This window comes from Corynebacterium sp. zg-331 (assembly GCF_014267345.1).
Lineage (GTDB): Bacteria > Actinomycetota > Actinomycetes > Mycobacteriales > Mycobacteriaceae > Corynebacterium.
In genome coordinates, this window is the sequence record NZ_JACMYD010000001.1 from 186,590 (window position 1) to 210,439 (window position 23,850).

General features: G+C 60.4%; 24 protein-coding genes and 1 other RNA gene. 13 read left to right on the forward strand and 12 right to left on the reverse strand.

Going from position 1 to position 23,850, the window contains the following annotated elements; translation table 11 throughout:
- Window positions 1-36 precede the first annotated feature (36 nt).
- Window positions 37-447: RNase P RNA component class A (gene rnpB, locus H7347_RS00965), an RNA gene on the forward strand.
- 11 nt (window positions 448-458) lie between these two features.
- Here rnpB and H7347_RS00970 read toward each other — a convergent pair.
- Window positions 459-1,700, reverse strand: a complete 1,242-nt coding sequence (locus tag H7347_RS00970; protein WP_152820466.1) for a galactokinase family protein — start codon at window positions 1,698-1,700, stop codon at window positions 459-461.
- A 171-nt stretch (window positions 1,701-1,871) separates the two neighbouring features.
- Between H7347_RS00970 and H7347_RS00975 the strand changes: the two genes are divergently transcribed.
- A complete protein-coding gene (locus H7347_RS00975; RefSeq protein WP_152820468.1) occupies window positions 1,872-2,054 on the forward strand; it encodes a hypothetical protein in 183 nt (60 codons plus the stop codon).
- A gap of 22 nt (window positions 2,055-2,076) precedes the next feature.
- Here H7347_RS00975 and H7347_RS00980 read toward each other — a convergent pair whose 3' ends face one another.
- Window positions 2,077-3,729, reverse strand: coding sequence for a CYTH and CHAD domain-containing protein (locus H7347_RS00980; RefSeq protein WP_152820470.1), 1,653 nt, complete (start codon window positions 3,727-3,729; stop codon window positions 2,077-2,079).
- Window positions 3,730-3,769: 40 nt separating this feature from the next.
- On the reverse strand, window positions 3,770-4,519 hold the full coding sequence (locus H7347_RS00985; RefSeq protein ID WP_152820472.1) for a hypothetical protein: 750 nt from the start codon (window positions 4,517-4,519) through the stop codon (window positions 3,770-3,772).
- Between the two features lie 219 nt (window positions 4,520-4,738).
- Here H7347_RS00985 and glnA (H7347_RS00990) point away from each other — a divergent pair, with 219 nt between their 5' ends.
- The 4 genes from glnA (H7347_RS00990) to thrC all read left to right on the forward strand — a co-directional run bounded on the left by glnA (H7347_RS00990) (window position 4,739) and on the right by thrC (window position 11,348).
- Entirely contained in the window at window positions 4,739-6,082 is a 1,344-nt protein-coding gene (gene glnA / locus H7347_RS00990; RefSeq protein ID WP_152820474.1) for a type I glutamate--ammonia ligase, read from the forward strand.
- A gap of 51 nt (window positions 6,083-6,133) precedes the next feature.
- Window positions 6,134-9,235, forward strand: a complete 3,102-nt coding sequence (locus H7347_RS00995; RefSeq protein WP_152820476.1) for a bifunctional [glutamine synthetase] adenylyltransferase/[glutamine synthetase]-adenylyl-L-tyrosine phosphorylase — start codon at window positions 6,134-6,136, stop codon at window positions 9,233-9,235.
- A gap of 330 nt (window positions 9,236-9,565) precedes the next feature.
- Complete coding sequence (locus tag H7347_RS01000; protein ID WP_152820478.1) at window positions 9,566-9,814, forward strand: hypothetical protein; 249 nt, start codon at window positions 9,566-9,568, stop codon at window positions 9,812-9,814.
- Window positions 9,815-9,899: 85 nt separating this feature from the next.
- On the forward strand, window positions 9,900-11,348 hold the full coding sequence (gene thrC, locus H7347_RS01005; RefSeq protein WP_152820480.1) for a threonine synthase: 1,449 nt from the start codon (window positions 9,900-9,902) through the stop codon (window positions 11,346-11,348).
- Window positions 11,349-11,420: 72 nt separating this feature from the next.
- On the opposite strand, the gene H7347_RS01010 is transcribed toward thrC, so the two are convergent.
- Both H7347_RS01010 and H7347_RS01015 read right to left on the reverse strand, forming a co-directional pair.
- Window positions 11,421-11,861, reverse strand: a complete 441-nt coding sequence (locus H7347_RS01010) for a hypothetical protein (RefSeq protein WP_152820482.1) — start codon at window positions 11,859-11,861, stop codon at window positions 11,421-11,423.
- Entirely contained in the window at window positions 11,858-12,484 is a 627-nt protein-coding gene (locus H7347_RS01015) for a hypothetical protein (RefSeq protein WP_152820484.1), read from the reverse strand. The genes H7347_RS01010 and H7347_RS01015 overlap by 4 nt, the downstream gene beginning before the upstream one ends.
- Window positions 12,485-12,762: 278 nt before the next feature.
- Between H7347_RS01015 and H7347_RS01020 the strand changes: the two genes are divergently transcribed.
- From H7347_RS01020 to H7347_RS01030, 3 genes are all read left to right on the forward strand, one after another.
- Window positions 12,763-13,134, forward strand: coding sequence for a hypothetical protein (locus tag H7347_RS01020; protein ID WP_152820486.1), 372 nt, complete (start codon window positions 12,763-12,765; stop codon window positions 13,132-13,134).
- A gap of 291 nt (window positions 13,135-13,425) precedes the next feature.
- Window positions 13,426-13,650: a hypothetical protein gene (locus H7347_RS01025; protein WP_152820487.1), complete on the forward strand. Its 225-nt coding sequence runs from the start codon at window positions 13,426-13,428 to the stop codon at window positions 13,648-13,650.
- 114 nt (window positions 13,651-13,764) lie between these two features.
- Complete coding sequence (locus tag H7347_RS01030) at window positions 13,765-14,319, forward strand: NUDIX domain-containing protein (RefSeq protein ID WP_152820489.1); 555 nt, start codon at window positions 13,765-13,767, stop codon at window positions 14,317-14,319.
- Between the two features lie 56 nt (window positions 14,320-14,375).
- Here H7347_RS01030 and H7347_RS01035 read toward each other — a convergent pair whose 3' ends face one another.
- Window positions 14,376-14,621: a hypothetical protein gene (locus tag H7347_RS01035; protein WP_152820491.1), complete on the reverse strand. Its 246-nt coding sequence runs from the start codon at window positions 14,619-14,621 to the stop codon at window positions 14,376-14,378.
- A gap of 243 nt (window positions 14,622-14,864) precedes the next feature.
- Here H7347_RS01035 and H7347_RS01040 point away from each other — a divergent pair, with 243 nt between their 5' ends.
- Complete coding sequence (locus H7347_RS01040) at window positions 14,865-15,536, forward strand: SDR family oxidoreductase (RefSeq protein ID WP_152820492.1); 672 nt, start codon at window positions 14,865-14,867, stop codon at window positions 15,534-15,536.
- 93 nt (window positions 15,537-15,629) lie between these two features.
- Entirely contained in the window at window positions 15,630-16,697 is a 1,068-nt protein-coding gene (locus tag H7347_RS01045; protein ID WP_152820494.1) for a trypsin-like peptidase domain-containing protein, read from the forward strand.
- Between the two features lie 42 nt (window positions 16,698-16,739).
- Here H7347_RS01045 and H7347_RS01050 read toward each other — a convergent pair whose 3' ends face one another.
- Window positions 16,740-17,273, reverse strand: a complete 534-nt coding sequence (locus tag H7347_RS01050) for a GNAT family N-acetyltransferase (protein WP_152820495.1) — start codon at window positions 17,271-17,273, stop codon at window positions 16,740-16,742.
- 92 nt (window positions 17,274-17,365) lie between these two features.
- On the opposite strand from H7347_RS01050, the gene H7347_RS01055 reads away from it, so the two are divergent.
- A complete protein-coding gene (locus H7347_RS01055; protein ID WP_152820497.1) occupies window positions 17,366-18,658 on the forward strand; it encodes an MFS transporter in 1,293 nt (430 codons plus the stop codon).
- 3 nt (window positions 18,659-18,661) lie between these two features.
- Here H7347_RS01055 and glnA (H7347_RS01060) read toward each other — a convergent pair whose 3' ends face one another.
- Window positions 18,662-20,098: a type I glutamate--ammonia ligase gene (gene glnA / locus H7347_RS01060; protein ID WP_152820498.1), complete on the reverse strand. Its 1,437-nt coding sequence runs from the start codon at window positions 20,096-20,098 to the stop codon at window positions 18,662-18,664.
- Window positions 20,099-20,227: 129 nt separating this feature from the next.
- Between glnA (H7347_RS01060) and H7347_RS01065 the strand changes: the two genes are divergently transcribed.
- Window positions 20,228-20,701 (forward strand): RDD family protein, encoded by a 474-nt coding sequence (locus H7347_RS01065; RefSeq protein WP_152820500.1) that lies wholly within the window; start codon window positions 20,228-20,230, stop codon window positions 20,699-20,701.
- A 4-nt stretch (window positions 20,702-20,705) separates the two neighbouring features.
- Here H7347_RS01065 and H7347_RS01070 read toward each other — a convergent pair whose 3' ends face one another.
- From H7347_RS01070 to gcvH, 4 genes are read right to left on the reverse strand one after another with little or no spacing between them, the layout of a single operon-like run.
- Window positions 20,706-21,491 carry a DUF4191 domain-containing protein gene (locus H7347_RS01070; protein WP_152820501.1) on the reverse strand — a complete coding sequence of 262 codons (786 nt, stop codon included), beginning with the start codon at window positions 21,489-21,491 and terminating at the stop codon, window positions 20,706-20,708.
- Window positions 21,492-21,537: 46 nt separating this feature from the next.
- The gene (lipA, locus tag H7347_RS01075; RefSeq protein ID WP_186337077.1) at window positions 21,538-22,590 is read right to left on the reverse strand and encodes a lipoyl synthase; all 1,053 of its coding nucleotides are present in this window, start codon (window positions 22,588-22,590) and stop codon (window positions 21,538-21,540) included.
- Window positions 22,591-22,642: 52 nt separating this feature from the next.
- Window positions 22,643-23,398 (reverse strand): lipoyl(octanoyl) transferase LipB, encoded by a 756-nt coding sequence (lipB, locus tag H7347_RS01080; protein WP_152820503.1) that lies wholly within the window; start codon window positions 23,396-23,398, stop codon window positions 22,643-22,645.
- Window positions 23,399-23,425: 27 nt separating this feature from the next.
- Window positions 23,426-23,818, reverse strand: coding sequence for a glycine cleavage system protein GcvH (gene gcvH, locus H7347_RS01085; RefSeq protein WP_152820504.1), 393 nt, complete (start codon window positions 23,816-23,818; stop codon window positions 23,426-23,428).
- Between the last annotated feature and the right edge of the window lie 32 nt (window positions 23,819-23,850).

A 23,850-nucleotide genomic window follows, 5' to 3' on the forward strand; every position in this document is an offset into this window, starting at 1 on the left:
TTCACGCGGTGGGGGGGTATCCTTAAAAACCGCGAATGAGCCGATCGGGCGAACGCGTCAGGGTGAACCGCCTGCCCGTGCGGGAAGGCATCCTGCCGAGGAAAGTCCGGACTCCACAGGGCGCGGTGGTTGCTAACGGCAACCCGGGGCGACCCGCGGGAAAGTGCAACAGAAAGTAGACTGCCCGCGCCATAGGCGTGGGTGAGGGTGAAAGGGTGCGGTAAGAGCGCACCGGCGGGGCAGGTGACTGCTCCGGCTAGGTAAACCCCACCGGGAGCAAGGCAACGAGGCGCATCACGTGGTGCGCCGGGAGCGGACGACCGAGGGCTGCCCGCCCGAGTCCGCAGGTAGCTGCTTGAGGCGATCAGTGATGATCGACCCAGATGGATGTTCGCCGCCGCCCACCTGGGGCGGGGACAGAATCCGGCTCATAGATCGACTCATTCGCCCCTATTTTCTTATGCCCCGTGGGGAACGTGGGCGATATCTCCGGCGTGCAGACGAACCACCTCGAGTCCCTGTCCACCCGAGGTGGCGATTTCCTCCTGCACGATGCGCGTGTGCAGGGAAGCAGCGTGCTCCGCATCGACAAGAACGGTGACCCAGCGCGAAAGGCCGGCATGGGCGGGACGCACGCTCATTGCCCCGTGCCGCAAACAGATCTGTGTCAGCGGGGTGTGTTCCTCTTGATACGCCTCGGTGATGGCTGCCCGGGATTCGTTGAGCAGCATCGGTACCTCGTCGGTGCGTCGGCCTCGCAGCAGGGACACCAGGCGGTGGCTTCGCCGAGTTTCGGCCTCCCAGAAGGCCAGGAGTGTGGCGGCCTCCTCGAGCGAGGGGTAACCCTGCGGGCCATGTACGGCAAACACCGCTTTCAACCAATCCAGAACCCGGGGAGTGGCATCGGGAAGCAACCGCAGGTACTCAGTGCCAAAGGCGTGGGTAGCGTCCTTGATGAGGCGGTGTCGTGCCTGCTGATCCTTGGAGTTGAGGCTTGGAGATGTGGAATCTATTGCGTGGGGGTCCTCACCACTGACGCCGATCGCCAGTGCCACGGCCTCGGAAGAGTGTAGTGCCGGAACGTCGGTCACCGAGCCATCGGAGTAATCCACCACGCAGGGCCTTCCCGGTCGACCCCGCAGGGAAGCGATGTGACGGGTACGCACCACGGAGTCGTCAAGGTAACGCGCTGCTTGAGAACATGCGGAGGCCAGTCGAGCCCGCGCTGGCGCATCCGAGGCGTCGTGGGCCTCGGGGTACAAGGCAAGCCCGAGTGCCGTGTCGAAGGAATGACGCGCCCCGAGACCAGAGCCTAAAGGAACATCGGAGCATACGGTGATATCGAACCCGGTGGTGTCTCTACTGAGCATTTGCCGTTGAATAAGTGTAGTGATCAGGCGCGCGGCCCGCTGCGCCATATCGGAACCGGTACCGGTATGACGCAAGCGAGCGGTGGCGAGGGAGATCCGCACGCCGGCGAATTCGCCGCGCAGGCAGACGCATCCGTCCTCCCGGGGACTGAGTACTACCGCGGTGGCTAGGTTCAAGGGGAGCATGACCACCGTGCCGCCGAAGGCCTCTGTGTGTTCGCCGACGATGCACCAGGTGCCCGGTGCCTGGGCACCGAGGAAGGCGGGCACCGAGGTGTGGCTGCGGTGCAGTGCCCGGGCGCGATCCATAACCGAGGGGGATGGCAGCATAATGGCGATGGCTCCTGGTGATACGGGGATGGCTCTGAGACGGGGAACATCGATATTCTAGTAGCGACCTCGATGTGCTTTGCTGGCGGTGGGGGCCGACGCGACGGAATCCCCTGCGCGCTTGACCGCCGGTAGACGCCGATTTCCACCGAAGGAAAGAGATAATAAAGAATGCGGGAAAAAGAAGAACAGTGGTTTTATCACCCGGGCACCGGAGAAGTAACGCAGGGTTTGCGGGGTTCGTGGAACGATCGCATGGGACCTTACGCCACGCGCGAGGAAGCCGAACGTGCCCTCGATACTGCCGCGCGGCGCAATGATGCTTACGATGCCCAAGATGACGGCTGGGACTGACGTCTTCTGCGGAGTTCGCTTCTTAAGCGATGGAGTGTTTGAATCGCTTATAACTGGATTTTACTGAGCGGTGACGGTGATCGATCTCCCGGAGGATCTTTCTCGACCGTTCTCGTTCCGCCTGGTAGAGCAGGCCATACGCGAAAGTGTCCTCCGTGCGGCCTGCGGCCTGACGTGCCCTTTTGAGAATAAGCTCGCACACGGACACGGAATATTGCGCTTCTAGCAGAGTATCCACCAGCTGCTTTGAGGCCTTGGACAAGCGGGCGGAATCGTAGGGCGTAAACTCTCGGGCCACCCGTGATACCGTGCGCAGACGCTCTGCGACCTTGTGCATCTGAGAAAGATGTTCCTCGTACTCCAACTCGGTCACCTCGGGATCATCAAATACCTCGAGCGCGGAGCTACGGAGCTTCTTGAAATCCACGTAACTTCGCTTCACTGCGCGCACGATGATGGCAGTGGCCTTGCGGCGTTCCATTCTTCCCGGCAACGGGGGATCGGCCAAAAATTCGTCGAGGGTATCGAGCATGGTCAGATACCGCTCAGAGTTAAGGGCTACTGTCACCCTGTGATAAGCACGGTTTTTTCGGGAATCCACATCGTGCTCTAGGCGCTGGCGCGCCTGGTGATCGATGAGTTTGGTGCCATCGGCATCAAGCAGATCGTGCACCTGTGCGGCTACGGCATCCGCATCGCAGGCGCGATGAAGAACGGCGGTGAGCTGTTCCAATTCCGTTTCGATGCCGGAGGCGGTAGCGATGCGGTTATCCCAGCGTTCGTGAGCAAAGAGCTCAATGAACATGGTGAGCACACTGCGTAAATCCCGCGTGGCGTTGAGCATTGTGCGTACCGACCGGCGATCACTGCGGCGCGCACCGGGATCCTGTTCCACCAACGAATCACGGGTGGCAATCAGCGCGTGCAGAACGCCAGCAAAGGCCTCGTCTCGGTCGTCGTATTTGCGGAAAACCAGGGGGATCGGCGGAGTGGGGGCTGACTCGAAGCTTGTGCCTAGGGCGGTCAGCAGCTTGGAGGGAGAATGAGAATCCATGGCACCTACGGTGGTGAGTTGTTCGTCGGCGGATTCGAGAATCTGACGGCCTAACTTTGTGGTTGCCAGGGATTCTGCCAATTCGAATTCCCACTCGCGCCAGCGGCGTGGTTCCGGCGAGGCATCGGGTAGCAGCGACCATGCCGTTACCCGGTCATCGCAAAAATCGGCCACCGTGCTGCCGTCTTCGGCCCTGAGACTGGATTCCACTCGGAGGTTATCAACTTGCGCGATAGGGATGAGCTTATGCCTACGGACTATGGCTCGAACGTGGTGGAGAAGCTCAGCAGGAATGGGATCGGTTGCGCCGTAGACGACGGATGGACACTCGCCTTCCGGGTTTGTATCCGTGTTGAGCGTTGCGCCGATCTCCGTGCGGCCGCTGCCAGTATCGGGAAGTTTGAGATGCCAGCCATCGTCCTTCCCACCAAGGCGCCGTCGCAAGGTAATTTTAGAGCGCGTGAGCCGGAGATCGCGGGTGTCGTAATAGATAGCCGTGAGCTCGTATCGCTGTGCGGCATCGATGGAGTGAACGTTGAGAATCTTGGTGAGATCCGGCACGGAATCGGTGGAGTGGACGGAATACTTGGTTTCTACTTCAAGGAGATGGGTGGTGCTCATGAGGATCCTCTCGGAATGCTGATACAAGACGGGCGAGACGCTAGGCTGCGTGGCTGATTACCGATTCCAGGGTAGCCGGGTTGCTGAGGAGAACCGCCTCCGCGGCCGTGATGCCATCGCGGTAACCCACTACGTCCGAGGGATGTGGTGGGAGGAGACAAGGGTACGCGAGGGGCAGGAGCGTGGACATACGTTGGGCATAGCCGAGCATGAAGCTTGGACGATAGGGGCGTGCGGTGCCTTCATGGGCGCGGTCATGGAGTCTCTGATGAAGAAGAATCTGCTGATGGTTGTTGAGGTTTTCGAATAACACGGTGGCGCGTTGGTGATGACCCACCGGGGCAATGAGCGCGGCGATCCCCCGAGAATCCAGTAGAAGAGCATGGGCCTGATACACCTGAGCCACCACGCGCAGGAGGAAGAATTGCTGCCGAATCCACGGACCGTGGAGGTGAATCCGCATCGAGAGTTGGTGGTGCTGACGGGGTAGAGGAGCGAAAGATAAGCCCGGAGGCGGAGCGAGAAAAGAAGCATCCGAGAGGGGAGGGTACCTTTGTGCTGGCATGGTGGTAACCGTGGGCGGGTGTTGTTGTGAGTTCCCCGGGATGCTGAGCGCGTTCTGATAACGCCACCACAGTTTCACCGTTTGCGGCACCGAGGCATCGCGCTGCACGTGACGCAGGGCCGTGGGCAAGAGATGGTGGATGGTACGCCCAGTAATGTGCAGGATGTCGTCGGCGGTCCAGCCGGTGCGCGCGGCGTGGTACAGGACGGGCATTGAATCGATCATCAGTTCTATCCAATCATAGTGGTTGCGTCTCCGTGAGGAGGCTTGGGCTCACTCACCATTGGCATGACTCGCATGATATGGTGTGTGGGCCGTGGCTACCCCCATGTGTTCGAAAATATATTCCCATACCCTCGCTGTGCAGCCCCGATGGGTTGATATCGTTACCCCCACCGGTGAGAGGAAAGTGTGGGTTGGCCCTTGACGGCTTACAGTGGTGGCATGAACAGTCAGCAAGAGTTTGTGCTACGCACCGTGGAGGAACGCGATATCAAGTTCATCCGCCTGTGGTTCACGGATATCCTGGGATACCTCAAATCCGTGATGATGTCGCCTTCGGAGCTGGAGAGCGCCTTCGAGGAGGGTGTGGGCTTCGATGGATCCGCCATCGAAGGCTTCTCGCGCATTTCCGAGGCGGATACCATCGCGCTGCCGGATCCGTCAACCTTCCAGATTCTCCCCTTCGATGAGGGGGCCGAGGTGCAAACGGCGCGGATGTTTTGTGATATTTCTATGCCAGATGGTCAACCCTCGTGGAATGATCCTAGGCAGGTACTGCGTAGACAGGTGCGACAGGCTGCGGATGAAGGGTTTACCTGCATCATTTCCCCGGAGATCGAGTTTTATCTGTGCACGAATACCGCTCCGGAGGATGCAGATCCGCAGCCAAAACCTACCGATAATGGTGGATACTTCGATCAGTCCACGCGTAATGCCACGCCCAAGTTTCGCAGGCAAGCAATGTTGGCCTTGGAGGCGGTGGGAATCGCTACGGAGTTTTCTCATCACGAAACCGCACCCGGTCAACAGGAAATCGATCTGCGTCATGCAGAAGCGTTGACGATGGCCGACAATGTGATGACTTTCCGCTATCTGATGAAGCAGGTAGCTCTACGTAATGGCGCCCAGGCTACCTTTATGCCAAAGCCATTTCAGCAATGGGCTGGTTCCGCTATGCATAGTCACATCTCTCTCTTTGAAGGGGATAGTAATGCGTTCCATGATCCCGACGCCGAATATTCGCTTTCGGATACTGCTAAACAATTTATCGCAGGTATCCTGCGGCATGCTCCGGAAATTTCTGCCGTTACCAACCAGTGGGTCAATTCTTATAAGAGGATCATCTTCGGTGATGAGGCTCCCACAGCGGCTACCTGGGGGGTGTCCAATCGTTCTGCTTTGGTGCGGGTGCCGACCTACCGTTTGACCAAGGCGGATTCGCGCCGGGTAGAAGTGCGTAGTATTGATAGTGGATGCAATCCATACTTGGCTTATGCTGCGCTTTTGGCGGCTGGTTTGAAGGGGATACGGGAGGGGTATGACCTGGGGGATCCGGCGGAGGATAATATTTCCCAATTGACGCGGAGGGAACGCCGGGCAATGGGCTACGTAGATTTACCTTCTAGTCTGGATCAGGCGCTGCATCGGTTGGAGGATTCTGAGTTGATGGCGGAGGTTTTAGGCGAGCGAGTGTATGAATTTTTCCTGCGTTCTAAGTGGCGGGAGTGGAGTGATTATCAAGAGCAGATCACTTCTTGGGAATTGCGGAACAATTTTAATTATTGAGATGGATCTTGGTGGAGTTATTGAGATTTTTTCTAGTGAGAGTCGGGAGTAATGGTGTTGTCGGAATCTCGCGTTTCTATTCCTGCTCCTGCCTTTTTAGGCTTGAAAGGAGATCGTGCGGCGGAGGATATAAAACGGCTGGGCTGGGATAATGAGGAATCCTTCGATGTTTTATGGGCGCTGGCCGGTTCCGGAGACCCCGATCAAGCTCTGAATATTCTTGTTCGATTAATTCCCGTGCTGGAGGAACGTGGTGAGGCCACGCAATTCCAAAAGATGCTTCGAGAAAACCATGCTTTTCGCGTTCGCCTCATGGCTTTGGCAGGGGGGTCCGTGGCACTGGGTGATGATTTGGTGGCGCATCCGGATTCGTGGAGAGAGCTCGTCGAAGATTTGCCGAGCCGGATGGATATGATGAGAGGGCTGCTTGGGGTGCTCGATGCTGTTCCGGCGTTGAGTGAGGAATATGAGGGGCGGCAGGATCCGGCTCGTATGGATTTAAGTGAGGCGGGTACCTATCGGGCGCGGTTGTCTGATGTACAAGCGCAGCGTCGATTAAAGGAGCGGTATCGTCTTTTTTTGATGCGGATCGCTGCTCACGATCTAGCGGGAACGTATCCTTCGACAAAGAGGCATCGAGGATTGGCCCCAGTTCCATTTGATAGGGTGACGCGTCTACTCTCCGATCTGGCCGATGCCGCTCTTACCGCAAGCCTTGCCATTGCGGTAGAAAACGTCTATGGAAACTCTCCTATCGATGGTCGAATTGCCGTTGTGGCCCTGGGGAAGTGTGGGGCCCGGGAACTAAATTACATCTCCGATGTTGATGTTATGTTTGTGGTTAGCGAGGTGACGCCTCGTATTACTCGCCTGGCGGGAGAGTGTGCTCGGATTGGCTCCCAGAATTTTTTTGAGGTGGATGCCAATCTGCGTCCGGAGGGCCGTTCGGGTGCCTTGGTTCGTACGGTGGATTCGTATCGTACTTATTATTTGCGGTGGGCGGAGACGTGGGAGTTCCAGGCTTTGCTCAAATCCCGTCCCCAGACTGGTTATCTTCCGCTAGGGGAGGAATACTGCGAGACGTTACTCCCATTGGTATGGGGGGCGAGCCAGAGGGAATCCTTTGTGGAGGATATTCAGGCTATGAGGCGCAGGGTGCTTGATAATGTTCCTGCCGCCATGAGAGAACGGGAATTGAAGCTCGGTCGTGGTGGCCTGCGTGACGTGGAGTTTGCCGTGCAGCTTCTGCAGTTGGTGCACGGGCGATCCGATGAATCGCTGCGAGTCTCCGCGACTGTATCCGCCCTACGCGCATTGATGGAAGCGGGAACCATCGGCCGTGAGGATGGTCAAGGACTTATTCAGGCGTACGAGTTTTTGCGCCTTCTGGAACACCGATTGCAATTGTATCGCTTACGGCGTACCCATAGCTTACCTGAGGAAAACGATTATCCGGCGCTGACTCGTCTAGCCCTTACGTCCGGATATGGGGCGAGTGATGGGAAATCATCGCTGGATAATTTGCGTATCACGCTGCGCCGTGTTCGTTTTCTTATTTCCGAGTTGCATTCAAAGTTATTTTATCGACCACTGCTTAACTCTGTGGTTAATATGTCGGTGGATACTCTTAAACTTTCTCCTGGTGCGGCAAAGCTCCAATTGGCAGCCTTGGGGTATCGATTCCCGGATCGAGCATTTGAGCACCTCATGGCTTTGGCCTCGGGGAGCAGTAGGAAAAGCAAGATTCAGGCGATGCTCCTACCTACATTGATGGATTGGCTCTCGCAGACGGCTGACCCCGATGCCGGTTTGCTTAATTATCGTAAGCTTTCGGATGCGGCTTATGAGCGCAGCTGGTTTCTTCGGCTCTTGCGCGATGAAGGTGTAGTAGGGCAGCGCTTGATGGCGATCTTAGGTTCCTCTCCCTATACCGCGGATCTTATTATCTCCTCGCCGGATTTCGTCAAGGTTCTGGGTGATGGGGCCAGTGGACCCAAGATCCTGGATAAGGCCCCCGGCACGGTTTCTTCTTCGTTGGTTGCTGCTGCGGGTAGACACCGTGATCCGGATAAGGCTATTGCCATTGCTCGTGGCTTACGCAGAACAGAGTTGGCGCGCTTGGCGTCGGCAGATTTGTTGGGCATGATGGATGTGCGAGCGGTATGTCGGGGTCTATCGATGGTGTGGAACGCAGTCCTTGAGGCGGCTCTTCAGGCGGAAATCCGCAGCAGACTGCCGTTGGACGAGGGGGGAGAGAGCCGGGGCGTTGAGGGGGCCCCCGCACGCATCGCGGTGATTGGGATGGGGAGGCTTGGGGGCGCGGAACTGGGCTTCGGTTCCGATGCGGACGTGATGTTCGTGGCGGAGCCGCAGGCAGGTCACGATGAGCATGAGGCGCTGCGTTGGGCTGCCACAGTATGCGAGTCCCTGCGTTCTCGGTTAGCGAAACCCTCGGGAGATCCCCCGCTGGAAGTGGATCTGGGTCTGCGTCCGGAGGGGCGCAGCGGGGCGGTGGTGCGTTCCATTGCTTCGTATCGACGTTATTACTCGTCCTGGGGTGAGGTTTGGGAAACGCAGGCGCTTCTGCGGGCGACGGTGGTAGCCGGCGATCGGGAGGTGGGAATCGAGTTTCTGCGCATGATTGACGAGTTTCGCTATCCCCGGGATGGGATGTCCGCAACGGCTATTAGGGAGGTGCGGAGGATGAAGGCCCGGGTGGATGAGGAACGCTTGCCGCGCGGCGCGGATCGCAATACGCACACCAAGCTTGGGCGTGGTGCGCTCACCGATATTGAATGGACGGTGCAGTTGCTTATTATGATGCACGCACATGAATATCCCGCCTTGCATAATACCTCGACATTGGAGGTATTAGACGTACTAGAGGCAGAATCTATTGTGCCCGCGGAGCAGGTGAGGGTGCTGCGTGAGGCTTGGCTGGAGGCCACGAATGTACGCAATGCTTTGGTGCTCGTGCGAGGAAAGAGGACGGATCAAATCCCAGAACCGGGCCCTCAGCTGGCTCAGGTGGCGGGGGCTGCTGGGTGGGATCCCGCACAATATCAGGCGTTTTTGGAGGACTACTTGAGGAAAACGCGACGTGCGCGACGGGTGGTGGATCAGGTGTTTTGGGGTGAATCGACCATACGATAGCGGCGCAGGTTGGCAAGGACGATCGTGGATGTGGGGGCCTAATATATCCCTGTGATGTGCTCGGTGAGCTCCCGACATGACCGGTGTGGTTCTCCTGAATTGTACTCTTTTGGTGGAGCCGAGAACGGTGAGGATCGTCCTGCGTGGGAAGACGCGAGCGGCATGCGGGAAACAGTGGTGCGCAGCGCGATCGGATATTTTGAGGAACCACCAGGAGCCTCCGCGATGGTGGCGGCGATTCCCATTGTTGTCTCAGGAAAAGAACACCTTATGGCGAGGTTCGCTTTCTAGCCTGGGCCAGACAAGAGCGAGCGGGAAGGTGGTGGAGAGATGCAAAGTACGCGTGGGCGAGGGATGATCGCCGGTGGTGTAGCGGGGGTACTAGCGGTGGGAATCCTGCTTCTTGTCGAAGGGCATGATGAGCCGAAGGAGCCGTCTCTCACCGTGGAACAGTGGCATCAGGAAAGCTCCGGACCTTTTCTGCGGCAGATGGCCGCCTGGCGGCAATTAACGCAGGAGCTGGGTATGACGCCGGTGACAGATGTACACGACACGATCGCTGATGCCGCAGCGGACTAGTCACTGCTTAGCGTTATCTCGTGCGTTCCGGCTTGTCGACGCAATACTGCCCGGTGTGCTGCGCGGCAGGCTAGACTTGTTTGCTATGCGCTATATCTCCACTCGCGATTCCGCGTCAACACCCGCTCACTTCACCGACATCCTGTTGGGGGGGTTGGCCCCCGATGGCGGGCTTTATCTGCCGGAGGAGTATCCTCGCCTGGGCGAAGCCGAGTTGAACCGATGGCGAACGGTTCTCCGGGAACAGGGATATGCGGCCCTGGCTGCCGAGGTTTTGAAGCTTTTTATCGACGACATTCCTGAGGCTGATATTGAGGGCATTGCTGCTCGAGCCTATCGTTACCCCGTTTTTGACGATGAGCAGATCGTCCCGGTCTCCCACGTGGAGGACGGTCTGTATATCGGTCACCTTTCCCAGGGGCCCACGGCGGCGTTCAAAGACATGGCTATGCAGCTGCTGGGTGAGCTTTTTGAATACGAGTTGGCTCGGCGGGGTCAGACTCTGAATATTCTGGGGGCTACCTCGGGGGACACGGGTTCTGCCGCGGAATACGCCATGCGCGGGCGTGAACGCATAAGCGTGTTCATGCTGACTCCGGCCGGTCGTATGACGCCTTTCCAACAGGCCCAGATGTTCGGTCTGGACGATGAGAACATCGTTAATATGGCTCTCAATGGGGTATTCGATGATTGCCAGGACGTAGTCAAGGCGGTTTCCGGCGACGCGGATTTTAAGGCTCGGTATCGCGTGGGTGCTGTCAACTCTATCAACTGGGCGAGGCTCATGGCCCAGGTGGTTTATTATGTCTCCTGTTGGATCCGGGTGACCGAAAATAACTTGGAGAAAGTCAGCTTTAGTGTTCCCACGGGGAATTTTGGCGACGTCTGTGCGGGTCACATCGCACGCCAGATGGGATTGCCGATTGACCGTCTCATCGTGGCTACCAATGAGAACGACGTGCTCGATGAGTTCTTCCGTACGGGGGAGTATCGCGTGCGATCTTCCTCTGAGACGCGGGAGACCTCGAGCCCCTCGATGGATATCTCCCGGGCCTCCAACTTCGAGCGGTTCATCTTCGATGCCCTGGGCCGGGATGCCGAGCGCACCAAGGAGCTCTTCGGGGTCCAGGTACAGCGCGGTGGCTTCTCCCTTGCGGGAGACGAGGTATTCCCCCGCCTGTCGCGGGATTTTGGTTTTGTCTCCGGTTCTTCCCGGCATGAGGATCGCGTTCGAGAGATTGGAGATCTGTATTCCCGGCTGGGGGTGCTGGTGGATCCGCATACTGCCGATGGGCTAGTAGTGGCGCGCCGCCACCGAGCAGAGATCACTGGGCCCATCGTGGCCCTGGAAACGGCGCTGCCCGTGAAGTTTTCCGATACCATCCGGGAGGCTACAGGGAAAGAACCACCGATGCCGGAGCGTTTCTCCGCGATTATGGCGGCACCACGCCGGGTGCGTTCGGTGTCTAATAGTGCTCCGGAAGTCAAGATGATTATCGCGGAGCACGTGGATAGGCGCGCCGGGAAAGACTAAGAGAAAGAGAGCGTTCTCTGAATTTTTACCGCGATGTCGTGAACGTGATACCGCGGTCTTGTTACGCCGAGGTTACTTGTTGAGCCACTCCGACAGGCGCTTGGCGGCCTTCCTGGCCTGTTGTATCACCACGCCGATCTGTGCGTCCTTGGCGGAGACCCCCAGAAGGAGATCGTGTACCTCGGGGAAGGGGACGCTGGCGATGACGAGGTTTTCATCGGGCAGCGTCATGGCGACGATGGTTCCGGTGCCATCATCGTCCTTGTGGCCTAGGAGTGCGGATTGGGCCGTGGAAACGCCAGCCATGGAGGCGTTGAGCGCAGCTAGCTGTGCCCCCTGAACTGCGTCGGATAGCCCCATGGAACAGATGTGGAGGCCATCTCCGGTGCCGAGAACAACGGAGTTGGCGCCGTCGAGCGCCTCAAAAATATTGCCGAGGATCGGCATGGCGGCCTGAGCAAGCGGATTGGAATCGAGATCCGTGGTACGGATGCGGGAATGGGGGGTCATCATGCGGGGAATCCTTGGCGGGTTATGGCGGTGTTCACGAGCTGACGTACTTCTTCTTCGCGGCGAGGATCAACTACCTGGACGGGAATATCCCGGTGGTCATTCTTACGCAGACTGGCCTCTACCTCGGAGAGGTTCCCGGCGTGAGCGTAGTTGAGCGCCACTGTCAGCCGATGGGCGCTGTCCTTGCCCCCGGCAACGTCAATCCAATGGTACAGATCTTTGATGAGTACCGGTGAATTGCCGTAGAGCCAGATCACGATCCCGGCCTGGGGGTTGAGCATGGGAGTGCGGCAGGCGACAAAACGATCCTGGCCGGGCGTGCCGTAGAGCCCCACGAGGGTGCCGTCCGGGCGCTTCCACATGCCGATGTCGAGTCCCACCGTGGTTGATTGCTTGGTGGGGGTGTGCGCGGGGGAGAGGTCCTCTTGGGAGGAGAGCTGGGCCTCCGTGTTGATCGTGGGGATGGATGAGAGGGTCCTGACGGCGGTGGTTTTACCTACCCCCACGGGGCCGATAAAAACCACCTCCGTGGAGGTGGGGGAGCCGACAAAAAAGGTATCGTCGTGCTGCGCGGTGTCGGCCACGGCAGAGCGATTCTTCGTGAGCCGATGGCGAGGGGTCATGGGCTTGCAATCCTTCCTGTTCGTTGGGACACCGGCGCGAGGGCTGCGCCCATTAGGTATGGGCTGTCCTTGCGCATTGTATAGGCAGATCCCCGGGGGTGCGCCTTGAGGGGGTGGTGGGGGAAGGTCTGCATGACTCTTCCGTCTAATTCTGGTACATATAGTGATGTTGCCATTTCTGCGCGAACGGCGTGCGTCATGGCACCGGGACACCTCCTCCGCGTCCCCGCGGGTGAGGGTGGCATATTCCTATGAAGCGTGAGAAAGGTTCTCTTTATATGTCTCGCCAAACCGACCTGAACGACATGATCAACGACATCGCCAACGAGCTTGAGGGCTTCTACGGCGCTTCCGTGGTGGACCTCGATACCGGTATGTCGTTGGCCAGCACTTCCCGTATCAATAACTTCGACCTCGATGTCGCTTCCGCTTACAACAGCGAGATGGTGAAGGCCAAGTTCAAGACCATTGCTGCCCTGAACCTGGATACCGGCCTGGAGGATATGCTGCTGACCCTTTCCGATCAGCTTCACCTCATCCGCATGCTGAGCAACACCGAGTTCATCTACGTGGCCGTGTCGCGGCAGGGTACCAACCTGGCCATGCTGCGTTCCGTGGTGAACCGTTACGTAAACGCTCTCCAGAATTGAAGGGCGCGGCGGGACGAGGGCGCTAATCGTCTCAGCAAAGCACAGATAAGCGCACCCTCGGGTTCGTCACAAACCAGCACTCCCGCACCGGGATCTGCGAAGTCACAGGCGGGACGGGCCCAGAAGAACGTGGTACAAAGCCAACAGGATTCGTATCCAGGGCCGGCGATTCGTCGTCAGGAAGCGCAGCCACAGCAGGCGGCGCAGCCGGGCGGCGGGGTGAAGCCGGATAAGCGGTTTTATGCTAAGCCTTCCGAGGCAGTGAAATCTGCACCCGCTGGGTACGCCCCCATGGCAAAGAGTTCGAATCAGCGTTTTTCTGCGTCCGGCTCGTCGATCCAGCAGCGGCAAGCTTCCCCCTCGGGGAAGTCGGTCGCAGCGCGACCGCAGGAGAAGACCTCGGGCGGTGCCAAGGTGATCAATCCCGATCCCCTGGCTCGCCCGGCGGAAGACCCGGAGGGCTTTAAGTTCAGCGATTGGCTTCGTTCCTGGCGGGAAAGCCAGGAGCACAATTAGCCACTGCGGGATCGTGAGGCACTCCCCATCCGATTGGCGGACGGGGAGTGCCTCTTCGCGTAGGCCGTGGCTGTGCGGAAGAAGAATGATGGTGAAGGAGAAAGGAACGCACCCATGCCAACCCCGGATTTTATCGTGGAATTGCGCAAGAAGATCGGCCATGATCCACTGTGGCTGCCGGGCGTGACGGCCATCGTTGTGCGGGATGTTCCCGCCGGAGCTCCGGCCTGGGCCACCCCTTCGGTATTGCTTGTCCAACGGTCGGATGACGGGCAATGGACTCCGGTTACTGGGATTGTCGATCCCGGTGAGCAACCCCACGACGCCGCGGAGCGGGAAGTGCGCGAGGAAACCGGTGTGAAGGCCTCTGCCGAGGTTCTTCTGGGGGTGGGGGCAGTCGGCCCGGTGACCTATCCCAACGGGGATGTGGTGAGCTATGTGGATACCGCCGTGCGGCTTTCCGTCGCGGGGAATCCCGAGGATATGCACCCAGTGGTGGGCGATGACGAGTCGATCGCCGTGGGATGGTTTGAGATTGCGCAGCTGCCTCCGCTGCAGCCGCGCTTCCGTCTTTTGTGCGCCGACGCGGTGGCACAGTTGAAGCATCCGGCGGGATTCCGTCCGCGCCTGGGTTACTCCAAGCGGGGCTCCTCGCGGCGAGGAATCTGACCCGGACATGAAAAATCCTGCCCCCGGCAAAGCCGGGGGCAGGACATGGGGCAGAATTACTTCTGGCCGCCGCCATTCACGCCGAACAGACCGCCGAGGCCGCCCAGGGTGTCCACGATGGTCTTGGCGGTGTCCACGCCCTTCTTGGCGTTGTCAAGACGCTTGCCGGTCAGCTCGGCCTGCTGAACCTGCTCCTCGTAGGTCTTGGGGGCCTTCGGGGCGGCCATCGCCGGGGCAACGGCGGTGGTGGTAGCGATGGAAACAGCGGCAACGGAAACGGCCAGCTTGCGGGAGAGCTTCATGCTCTGTCCTCTCACTAGTATTGACATGTCAGTAGCCACGACGAGGTATGCGCTGACTACAAAAACTAAAGATAGCAGCACGATTGGCGTGGGGGAAGACCCTGAGGCATTTTTTTCGGATAGATCGGTACCTATCCGGTTTGTGGTCTATGAGCTGGGATTTCATCTCGGCCGGAATACTATTTTGGGTCCGGGCGTTGTGGGCGAGTGGACCGACAACACGCAACTGGAGAGGAGATCGGCATGACCGACAAGAAGAAAGTGATCGTGGTAGGCGGACACGGAAAGGTAGCCCTGCTGGCTACCCCTTTGTTGGCACAGGAGGGTTATGAGGTTTCGTCGGTGATCCGTGCACCGGAGCAGGCTGAGGAGGTGCGGGCGGCGCGAGCGAATCCTGTGGTGACGGACGTCGCGGCGATGAGTGCTGAGGAGATGGGGGCCCTGTTTGCCGGCTACGACGCGGTTGTGTGGTCGGCGGGTGCCGGTGGGGGTGCCCCCGAGCGCACCTACGCGGTGGACCGCGACGCGGCGATTCGCAGCATGCAGGCTGCGGCCATGGCAGGGGTGAAGCGCTACGTGATGGTCAGTTGGGTGGGTTCGGTGCCGGACCATGGGGTGCCGGAGGAGGAGGCTTTCTTCGCCTATGCGGATGCCAAATTGCAGGCCGATGAGTATTTGCGGCGTACCGATCTTGACTGGACGATTCTTGGCCCCAGCGCGCTGACCAGTGAACCGGGGGCCGGGGCGATTCAGCCGTTGGCGCCAGAGGATGACTGGCGCGAGAAGGGGACGACGGCCTCCCGGGAGAACGTGGCGAAGGCCATCGTGGCGGCCGTCGGAGGCGCCGGGGTAGGGATGTTCCTGCGCTTTAACGATGGCGCGGTGCCGGTATCGCAGGCCCTAAGGTCCGAATAATAGCGGGTCTGGCGGGGAGAGACGGCGTCGCCGGAAAACCTGTATGCTTAATGCTTGCTATACAATTTATAAGAACAGGAAGGACCTGGGATAGTGAAGAAATCCCTCGTCGCGGCTGTGAGCGCCGCTTTTATCGCCACCGCGCAGCTGGCACCGCTGGCCGTGGCCGACGATGCCTCCCGGCTGCCGCAGCCGAACCCGGCGGGTTCGGTGCTGGACGGACATCTCTCCGAGATCAACGATAAGGGTGCTTATTTTGCGGATAAGCCCTACACCGAGCAGGCCGCTTCGCGTGCGGTGGGCAAGATCATCAACGCCGGTTTCACGTGTTCGGGTTCCGTGATCGATACTGCTTCGCGCACCCTCGTACTCACCGCTGCACACTGCCTGGGCGATGCCAAGGGCGGCACCTGGCAGATCTCCCAGGGTACTCGCGATTCCATCGCCGCGGGCAAGACCACTTTCACCCCGGCCTTCGACGGCACGGCGGGCAGTGCCGAGCAGCGCGCCCCGCTGGGAACCTGGAAGGTGACCGACGCCCACGTCTCGGAGACCTCCGGAGTGGATGTCGCGGTACTTGAGATTGCTCCCGATGCCGAGGGGCGCAGGATTCAAGACGTCACGGGTGCCTTTGGCATCAAGGAACTCCAGCAGGGTGAGGTGGTGCAGGCCTCCCTCATCGGTTATCCCGGGCCGGCGCCGTTCCACGGCAACTCCCAGTCCGTGTGCGTGGGCAATTACACCCTGCACGCAGGCGGCGGGAACAGCCAGATCCGTCGCATTGATGGCGAGCGCGAGTGCTGGGTGGGTGGAGGCTCCAGCGGCGGTCCCTACGCCACCACCAGCAGCAACCCTGCGCTGGCCGGTGAGATTATCACCGTGCTGAACTCCAACGGTGGCGGAAACATCGCCCCGGTGATGCCGGAATTGCTGCGTGCCGCCCAGGGCGATCTCCCGCCGGAGACGACTCCCGCCGAGGCGAACCCGCAACGGCCGGCCGAGCCCTCTGTCCCCGCTGAGCCGACGGTCGAGCAGCCTTCCACCGATGACGCCGCGCCGCAGGCCCCGATTAAGGGCATCGACCCGGCTCAGTTCGAGAACCAGCCGCAGGTTCCGGTGAAGGGCATCGACCCCGCGACGCTGAATAGCGTGGCTAGCTAGGGACAAGAAAGATCGGCCCCGGTTTGCGATGACGAGCCGGGGCTATTGTATTTCTTTTTCCATGAGGACATCGCGTTGGGGGTCGTCGCCCACGAGGAAGGTGTGCTCTCCCACCTCGTGGAAGCCCAGGGCGCGGTAGAATGCTGCGGCCGCAGCGTTGCGTTCCCACACCCCGAGCCAGATGTAGCGCTTGTGGCTTATGCGCGCCCAGTGCTCGGCAACGGTGTAGAGCACTGTGCCCAGGCCTTTGCGCTTATGGGCGGAACGGATATAGATGCGCTCTATTTCCAGACGCTGCTCGCCCTTTGGTTCGGATTGAGCCTCGCCGGTATTGATCTTGAGGTATCCGGCGGGCCGGGAGTCGTCATCGGCGTAGAGGAAAAAGAAGCGCGATTCCGGGTGCCGGATCTCGGAGCGCAGCTTATCGGGATGATAGGCGCTCTCTAAATAGGATTGCATGTTCTCTGCATCGTTATACGGTGCGAAGGTCTCCACAAAGGTGTCTATGCTGATCTCTTGAAGCTGTGCCCATTGGGCTTCCTCGACCTGGACAACGCGATGGTCGGAGGCGGGCATGGTGTCTCCTTGCTTGGCGAGCTGTGGCGGATAATATTTTCTGTCACTTTACTCCATGGGGGAGTACTGTGGCCTCTCATGAGGAAGGGCTGATGAGTGAGACAAGGAACACCGCGGGGGCGCCTGTCCGCGTAGCGCTCGTGATGCTGGGTATGAGCGCCCTACTCAATATGTATTCCACCCAGCCTATTTTGGCCGATGTGGCCCGGTGGGCGGGCACGGATGTCCGTGGCGCCGCATGGACGGTGAGTGCTACCACGGTGGGCGTGGCGCTCGTGGCACCGTGGGCGGGGATGATCTCGGACCGTCATGGGAGACTCAGGATTATCCTGGCGGCCCTGATGGCTATGACCCTGCTCAGCCTCGGTGGGCTGTTTGCTTGGAACCTGCCTGCGCTCCTGGTTTTGCGGGTGGCTCAGGGCATGTGCTGTCCGTTTATCTTTGCGGTGGTGGTGGCCTACGTGGGAGAGGAATACGAGCCTGCCGTGGCCTCCCGCCTCAACGCGCTCTACGTGGCCGGCACGGCACTGGGAGGTTTCTTCGGCCGCATGTCTGCCGCGGTGATCGTGGAATACAGCGGACAGTGGAGGCTGTCCTTTCTCGGCAACGCCGCGATTCTCCTCGCCACGTGGGCAGTGGTGAGGTCCTGTCTGCCGGCGGAGAGATCGTTCGTGTCGCGATCACGAGTCAAGGCGGAAACCCGAGGAGGACGCCTTCATACTCACCTTCGGCTTATCGCCACGGTCGTGCTCGGGGCAACGCTGCTGTTCCAGCAGGTAGCTTCCTTTACCTTCGCTGTCCTGACGCTGGCGGGTCCACCCTTTTTTCTTTCCACGGGGGCCGTGGGCATGATCTTCGTGGTCTTTCTTGTGCCCATGCTCAGCACGCCGCTGAGCGCACGGCTCATGCACCGCTGGGGACAGACGAGGATCTTTGTGTTATCGCAAAGCTTGAGTGCGCTGGGAATGGTGGTGAGTATGATTCCCACGGTACCCACGATGCTGATGGGCTTGACCGTCTCCTGCGCAGGTATGTTCGCGGGGCAGTCCGCGGCGACGGCGATGGGCAGGAAGGCTGGCTCCGCAGTCGCGTTCGGCAGCGGTGGGCTTCTACCTCTCCGGATACTATGCGGGCGGTGCGGTGGGTGCGGTGGCTCCAGTGGGCGTCTATCTCGATCACGGATGGAATGCAGTGGCGGGCACGATCCTGGTTGTGGTGTGTTGCGGCACCGCGCTGGGCCTGTGGGCGTGGCGCGGTCAGCGTCGTGCGCCTTTGCTCGCCCTCGCCGAGTAAGAGAGGTGAGCTCGGTGAGCGCCGGGCACGGATGTGCGCATGGCACCCTGCACAGCGCAAAACCCCACCCTCAGGTGGGGCATAGGCGCTAAAATTTAGCAGTCATAGTACATTTCAAATTCCAGCGGGGTGGGGCGCAGCCGAGCCGGGGTGATCTCGTTGTCGTGCTTGTACTGGATGTAGGTCTCGATGAGATCTTCGGTGAACACGTCGCCCTCGGTAAGGAATTCGTTGTCTGCCTCCAGGGCTCGCAGGGAGGCCTCCAACGAGGTGGGGGCCTGCGGGATGGAGGCGGCTTCCTCCGGGGGCAGCTCGTAGAGATCCTTGTCCACCGGCGCGTGCGGCTCGATGCGATTCTTGATGCCGTCGAGGCCGGCGAGCATCATGGCGGCCAGGCCGAGATAGGGGTTGCCGCTGGGATCCGGGGCGCGGAACTCGATGCGCTTGGCCTTGGGGTTCGACCCGGTGATGGGGATGCGCACGGCCGCCGAGCGGTTGCGCTGGGAGTAGACGAGATTGATCGGGGCTTCGAAGCCGGGCACCAGACGGTGGTAGGAGTTCAGGGTGGGGTTGGTGAAGGCCAGCACGGCGCCCGCGTGGTGTAGGATGCCACCGATGTAGTAGCGGGCAATGTCGGAGAGCCCGGCATAGCCGGATTCGTCGTGGAAGAGGGGCTTGCCCTCCTTCCACAACGACTGGTGGGCATGCATGCCGGAGCCGTTGTCCCCGGCCAGAGGCTTGGGCATGAACGTGACGCTCTTGCCCTCCAAGGCGGCGGTGTTTTTAATGATGTACTTAAAGGTCTGCAGATCGTCGGCGGCGTGAAGCAGCGTGTTGAACTTGTAGTTGATTTCTTGCTGGCCGCCGGTGCCGACCTCGTGGTGGAAGCGTTCGATCTCGAAGCCGGATTCCGTCAGGGTGCGCACCATGCGGTCGCGCAGTTCCACTGTCTGGTCGTAGGGCGCCACCGGGAAGTAGCCGCCCTTGAGCCGGTTCTTGTAGCCGGTGTTGGGGGAGCCATCGAAGTTGTCCGGTTCGCCGCGATTCCACCATCCTTCGTTCGAGTCCAGCTCGTAGAAAGCCTGATTGGTTTCGGCGCTGTAGCGAACGGAGTCGAAGACGTAAAATTCGGCCTCCAGGCCAAAGCTACAGGTATCCGCGATGCCGGTGGAGGCAAGGTATTCTTCCGCCTTGCGGGCCACGTTGCGGGGATCGCGGGAGAATGGTTCGCGGGTGAAGGGGTCGTGCACGAAAAACTTCATGTTGAGCGTCTTGGTGCTGCGGAAGGGATCGATCTGGGCGGTGGCGAGATCGGGCAGGAGATTCATGTCCGATTCGTCGATGGTGGTGAAGCCGCGGATTGAGGAGCCGTCGAAGGCCAGGCCCTCGTCGAGGGCATCCTCGTCGAGGGCGCTGGCGGGAATGGAGAAGTGTTGTTCGGTTCCGGGGACGTCAGTAAAGCGCACGTCGATGAACTCCACCCCCTCGTCCTTGATGTAGGTGAGTAGTTCCTCGTGGGAGGTGAAAGCCATGGTTTGCTCCTGGGATCCTCGCGGCTAGGGTATGGCATGCCAGTGTAGCGCTATAACTATAGTGCTACCAAAAACTCATGCCACCAAACACCTTGTAGTGTACCGCGTTTCGTGCGATAGATTGAGCGTATGGACAATCCCAAGAGAAGCTGGCTTGATGGTCCCCAGATCCCTTCGCAGTTCGACGGCCCCGGGGGACCAGGCGCCTATCCCGGAGCTAACCTGGGGCTTCCCCGCAGCGGCCCCGGGTCGCTAGGCACGGTGGCTCGCCGCGCCGGAGGGGTGTTCATTGATTGGGTTATCGCCTGGACCATCGCCGGGTTTGTTCACTTGTTCACCCATGCCCTGGGAGGGGTGGGGACCATGACGTACCTGTTCTTTGCTCTGATAGGCATCCTGACCGGTTGGCTCTTTGCCCGCACCCCGGGCCAGGCGATCCTTGGGATGGGAATTGCGCGTATCGATGCTACCGCGCGCGTGGGTCTGTGGCGCGCCGTGGTGCGCACCCTGCTGACCTGCCTGATCTTTCCCGCGGCCCTGGTGGATTCCGATGGCCGCGGCATGCACGACCGGGCCACCGGAACGGCTGTCATCAGGGCCTAGAACCCTACTGACCCTTGTGGGAGCGCTCCGCGGAGCGCCGGGCTCGACGATTGAGCCCAGAGACCTTCGCCCCCTTGGGCAGTGGCCCCTTGGGCATCCCCGCCGGGGTATTTGCCACGGAGTTGTCCATGGCTTCGATCTTGGCGTTGATGGGGTAGACGTCATTCTTCTTGTAGTTGCGTGGCAGTTTCAACAGCTCCCTCTGCAGGCGCCTGAGGGGAACCTCACCCTCGCCGTCACCGGCATAGATCTCGTAGATCGGCACCCCGGCGACCAATCGACTGAGGCGCTTCTTCTGCTGCTCCATGATGGGCCGCACGCGATGCCGGGCCCCTTCTCCCACAAGCACGATGCCGGGCACCCCCACCACGCGGTGCACGGCATCCATCTGCGTCGTGGCGCCCACGGCGGTTTTGGTGAACCACACCACGCCCACGGTGTTGCGCATGTTCTCCAAGGCCCATCCCGCAGCCCCGGGGGTATCCCCGGCCTGCTCGTACATCGATGATTCGATGCGTCGAGAAAAGATCCACATGGCCGCCACGACGCCCAGCAGCAGGCCGAAGGGCAGCATGAACCATTGGCCGCCAAAGAGCATGCCGATGAGGAAGAACACCAGGGACAGGCCCACCACGGCGGCGAGCATGAGGGGAATGAGGGCCTTGTCCTGCTTGCGCTGGAGGTTAAACGCCTGCCAGATCTGCGAGTAATTCTGCTTCCGCTTGGCGCGCTTGGCCGCGCGTTCTTCCTTCTTGGCCGCTTTCGCAGCCTGCTTCTTCGGATCAGCCATGCCCCTCATGATAGGGGATAGCCGATTCGAAGGGATAAGCGCTCGCTTAGCGTGCCAGGGCCGATACCACCGGGGTTTCCTGGGACGGGCCGTACTTGGCCAGCAAGGTTGAGGCCTCCTGGGCGGTGGAACCCTGGGAAGTCTGCGCCAGGTGGGCGAGATTCTCCGGTAGCTCCATGCCACGCGCCGCCATCGCCTGGGCGTACAGGCGCCCGGCGCGGTAGGAGGAGCGCACCAAAGGCCCGGACATGACGGCGCCAAAGCCCATTTCCTCGGCCGCGGTGGCGTATTCCACGAATTCCTCGGGCTTCACCCAGCGGTCGATGGGGTGGTACATGGGGCCAGGACGCAGGTACTGGGTGATGGTGATGATGTCGCAGCCCGCCTCGTGCAGATCCGCCAGGGCCTCCATGACCTCGTCCTGGGTTTCGCCCATACCCAGGATGAGGTTGGATTTGGTGATCAGGCCAAAATCGCGTGCCTGGCGGATCACGTCTAGGGAACGGTCGTAGCGGAAGGCGGGGCGGATGCGCCGGAAAATACGCGGCACTGTCTCCACGTTGTGTGCAAAGACTTCGGGGCGGGACTCAAAGACTTCCTGAAGCAGATCGGGCTTCCCGGAGAAGTCCGGTACCAGATTTTCCACGCCGGTGTGCGGGTTGAGCCGGTGGATCTGACGCACCACCTCGGCGTAGAGCCAGGCCCCCTCGTCGTCGAGGTCGTCGCGGGTTACGCCGGTGATGGTGGAATAGTGCAGGCCCATCTCGCTGACGGATTCCGCCACTCGGCGTGGCTCGTCCACGTCCAGGGGCTCGGGGCGCGCGGAATTGATCTGGCAGAAGTCGCATCGGCGCGAACAATTGGCGCCGCCGATGAGGAAGGTGGCCTCGCGGGATTCCCAACACTCGTGGATATTGGGGCATCCGGCCTCCTGACACACGGTGTGGAGGGAGGCACCGGAGACACGTTTTTTCATGTCCTGGTATTCCGGGCCATTTTTCACCTGGTTCCGGATCCAGCGCGGTTTGTGCTCGATGGGAGTCTGTGCATTGCGCTTTTCAATGCGCAGTAACTTACGGCCTTCAGGTGCGATAGTCACAAGCGTCACCTTACCGGTGTTGCTCGCTGTGGGGTAAAAATAAAGATCGACGTCAGCGCCTGTTGGGTAATCCCTTGGTGGGATCGGGTGCGGAACCAAAGGAATGATCGGCGACGGTGAGCCGGCCCGCCAGCGCCTCGGAGAGGGAATCCACCAGGGAATCGGCCATCTCTTCGGTGCTGACCTCGCGGTGTAACTCCCGGGACATCGTGGTCACCCCGGCGTCGGTGATGCCGCAGGCAACGATGTGTTGATAATAATCCAGGGTATTGGAGCAATTGAGGGAAATGCCGTGCATGGTCACCCCGTGGGTAATGCGGATGCCGATGGCAGCGACCTTGCGATCCGGCTGCACCCCGGAGGCGGGAACCCACACGCCGGAGCGGCCGTCGATGCGCCCCGCATCGGTGAGGCCCGCGCGGCGCACCGCCTGGATGATGGCCTCCTCCAGCCGGCGCACGTAGTCCACCACGTCCACCGGATCCGCCAGGGCAATGATGGGATAGATCACCAGCTGGCCACGGCCGTGCCAGGTGATGCGGCCGCCCCGGTCTACGTCGATCACGGGCAGGCCGTTGGTGGGCCGATCCTCCGGCTGGGTGCGCTTGCCGGCCGTGTATACGTTGGGGTGTTCCAGCACGAGGACGGTATCGCCCACCTCCCCTCGATAGCGCCGCGCGGCGAGGTCGGCTTGGAGATCCCAGGCTTCTTGGTAATCCACCACGCCGAGGCAGCGGATGTCTAGGGGAGTATCGGCAGCGCGAATGGAACGGTGGGCGGGGAAAAAGGGGACTCGGGGGGCAGTCATAGTGGCTCCATCATAGCCCCCTGTTGGCTACTCCACGCCGTTGGCGGCAGCGTAGTCCGCCGCGGTGAGAAGCTCTCCCACCTCGGTGACCTCTACCTCATAGAGCCAGCCGGCGCCGAAGGGATCCTCGTTGAGGATCTCGTAGTTATCTTCGATCTCCTCGTTGATGGCGGTGACGGTGCCGCTGACAGGGGCGTAGAGATCGGAGACGGACTTGGTGGATTCCACCTCGCCGCAGGGCTCGCCAGCGGTCACGGTGTCGCCGACCTCGGGTAGCTCGGCAAAGACCACCTCGCCGAGGCGTTCTGTGGCCACGGAGGTGATCCCTACCCGTACGGTCGCGCCCACCGCCTTATCGGCGGTGGAGTTGATCCACTCGTGCTCGTCGGAGTAGGAGAAGGAATCGGGAAGGGTAGTCATGAGGGGCTCCTTTCGTGCAGTGAGAGATTGGG

Coding starts and splice junctions, on each gene's coding strand:
- H7347_RS00970 (WP_152820466.1), bottom strand. CDS start 1,700: ATGCTGCCATCCCCCTCGGTTATGGATCGCGCCCGGGCACTGCACCGC.
- H7347_RS00975 (WP_152820468.1), top strand. CDS start 1,872: ATGCGGGAAAAAGAAGAACAGTGGTTTTATCACCCGGGCACCGGAGAA.
- H7347_RS00980 (WP_152820470.1), bottom strand. CDS start 3,729: ATGAGCACCACCCATCTCCTTGAAGTAGAAACCAAGTATTCCGTCCAC.
- H7347_RS00985 (WP_152820472.1), bottom strand. CDS start 4,519: ATGATCGATTCAATGCCCGTCCTGTACCACGCCGCGCGCACCGGCTGG.
- glnA (WP_152820474.1), top strand. CDS start 4,739: ATGAACAGTCAGCAAGAGTTTGTGCTACGCACCGTGGAGGAACGCGAT.
- H7347_RS00995 (WP_152820476.1), top strand. CDS start 6,134: ATGGTGTTGTCGGAATCTCGCGTTTCTATTCCTGCTCCTGCCTTTTTA.
- H7347_RS01000 (WP_152820478.1), top strand. CDS start 9,566: ATGCAAAGTACGCGTGGGCGAGGGATGATCGCCGGTGGTGTAGCGGGG.
- thrC (WP_152820480.1), top strand. CDS start 9,900: ATGCGCTATATCTCCACTCGCGATTCCGCGTCAACACCCGCTCACTTC.
- H7347_RS01010 (WP_152820482.1), bottom strand. CDS start 11,861: ATGATGACCCCCCATTCCCGCATCCGTACCACGGATCTCGATTCCAAT.
- H7347_RS01015 (WP_152820484.1), bottom strand. CDS start 12,484: ATGACCCCTCGCCATCGGCTCACGAAGAATCGCTCTGCCGTGGCCGAC.
- H7347_RS01020 (WP_152820486.1), top strand. CDS start 12,763: ATGTCTCGCCAAACCGACCTGAACGACATGATCAACGACATCGCCAAC.
- H7347_RS01025 (WP_152820487.1), top strand. CDS start 13,426: ATGGCAAAGAGTTCGAATCAGCGTTTTTCTGCGTCCGGCTCGTCGATC.
- H7347_RS01030 (WP_152820489.1), top strand. CDS start 13,765: ATGCCAACCCCGGATTTTATCGTGGAATTGCGCAAGAAGATCGGCCAT.
- H7347_RS01035 (WP_152820491.1), bottom strand. CDS start 14,621: ATGAAGCTCTCCCGCAAGCTGGCCGTTTCCGTTGCCGCTGTTTCCATC.
- H7347_RS01040 (WP_152820492.1), top strand. CDS start 14,865: ATGACCGACAAGAAGAAAGTGATCGTGGTAGGCGGACACGGAAAGGTA.
- H7347_RS01050 (WP_152820495.1), bottom strand. CDS start 17,273: ATGCCCGCCTCCGACCATCGCGTTGTCCAGGTCGAGGAAGCCCAATGG.
- H7347_RS01055 (WP_152820497.1), top strand. CDS start 17,366: ATGAGTGAGACAAGGAACACCGCGGGGGCGCCTGTCCGCGTAGCGCTC.
- glnA (WP_152820498.1), bottom strand. CDS start 20,098: ATGGCTTTCACCTCCCACGAGGAACTACTCACCTACATCAAGGACGAG.
- H7347_RS01065 (WP_152820500.1), top strand. CDS start 20,228: ATGGACAATCCCAAGAGAAGCTGGCTTGATGGTCCCCAGATCCCTTCG.
- H7347_RS01070 (WP_152820501.1), bottom strand. CDS start 21,491: ATGGCTGATCCGAAGAAGCAGGCTGCGAAAGCGGCCAAGAAGGAAGAA.
- lipB (WP_152820503.1), bottom strand. CDS start 23,398: ATGACTGCCCCCCGAGTCCCCTTTTTCCCCGCCCACCGTTCCATTCGC.
- gcvH (WP_152820504.1), bottom strand. CDS start 23,818: ATGACTACCCTTCCCGATTCCTTCTCCTACTCCGACGAGCACGAGTGG.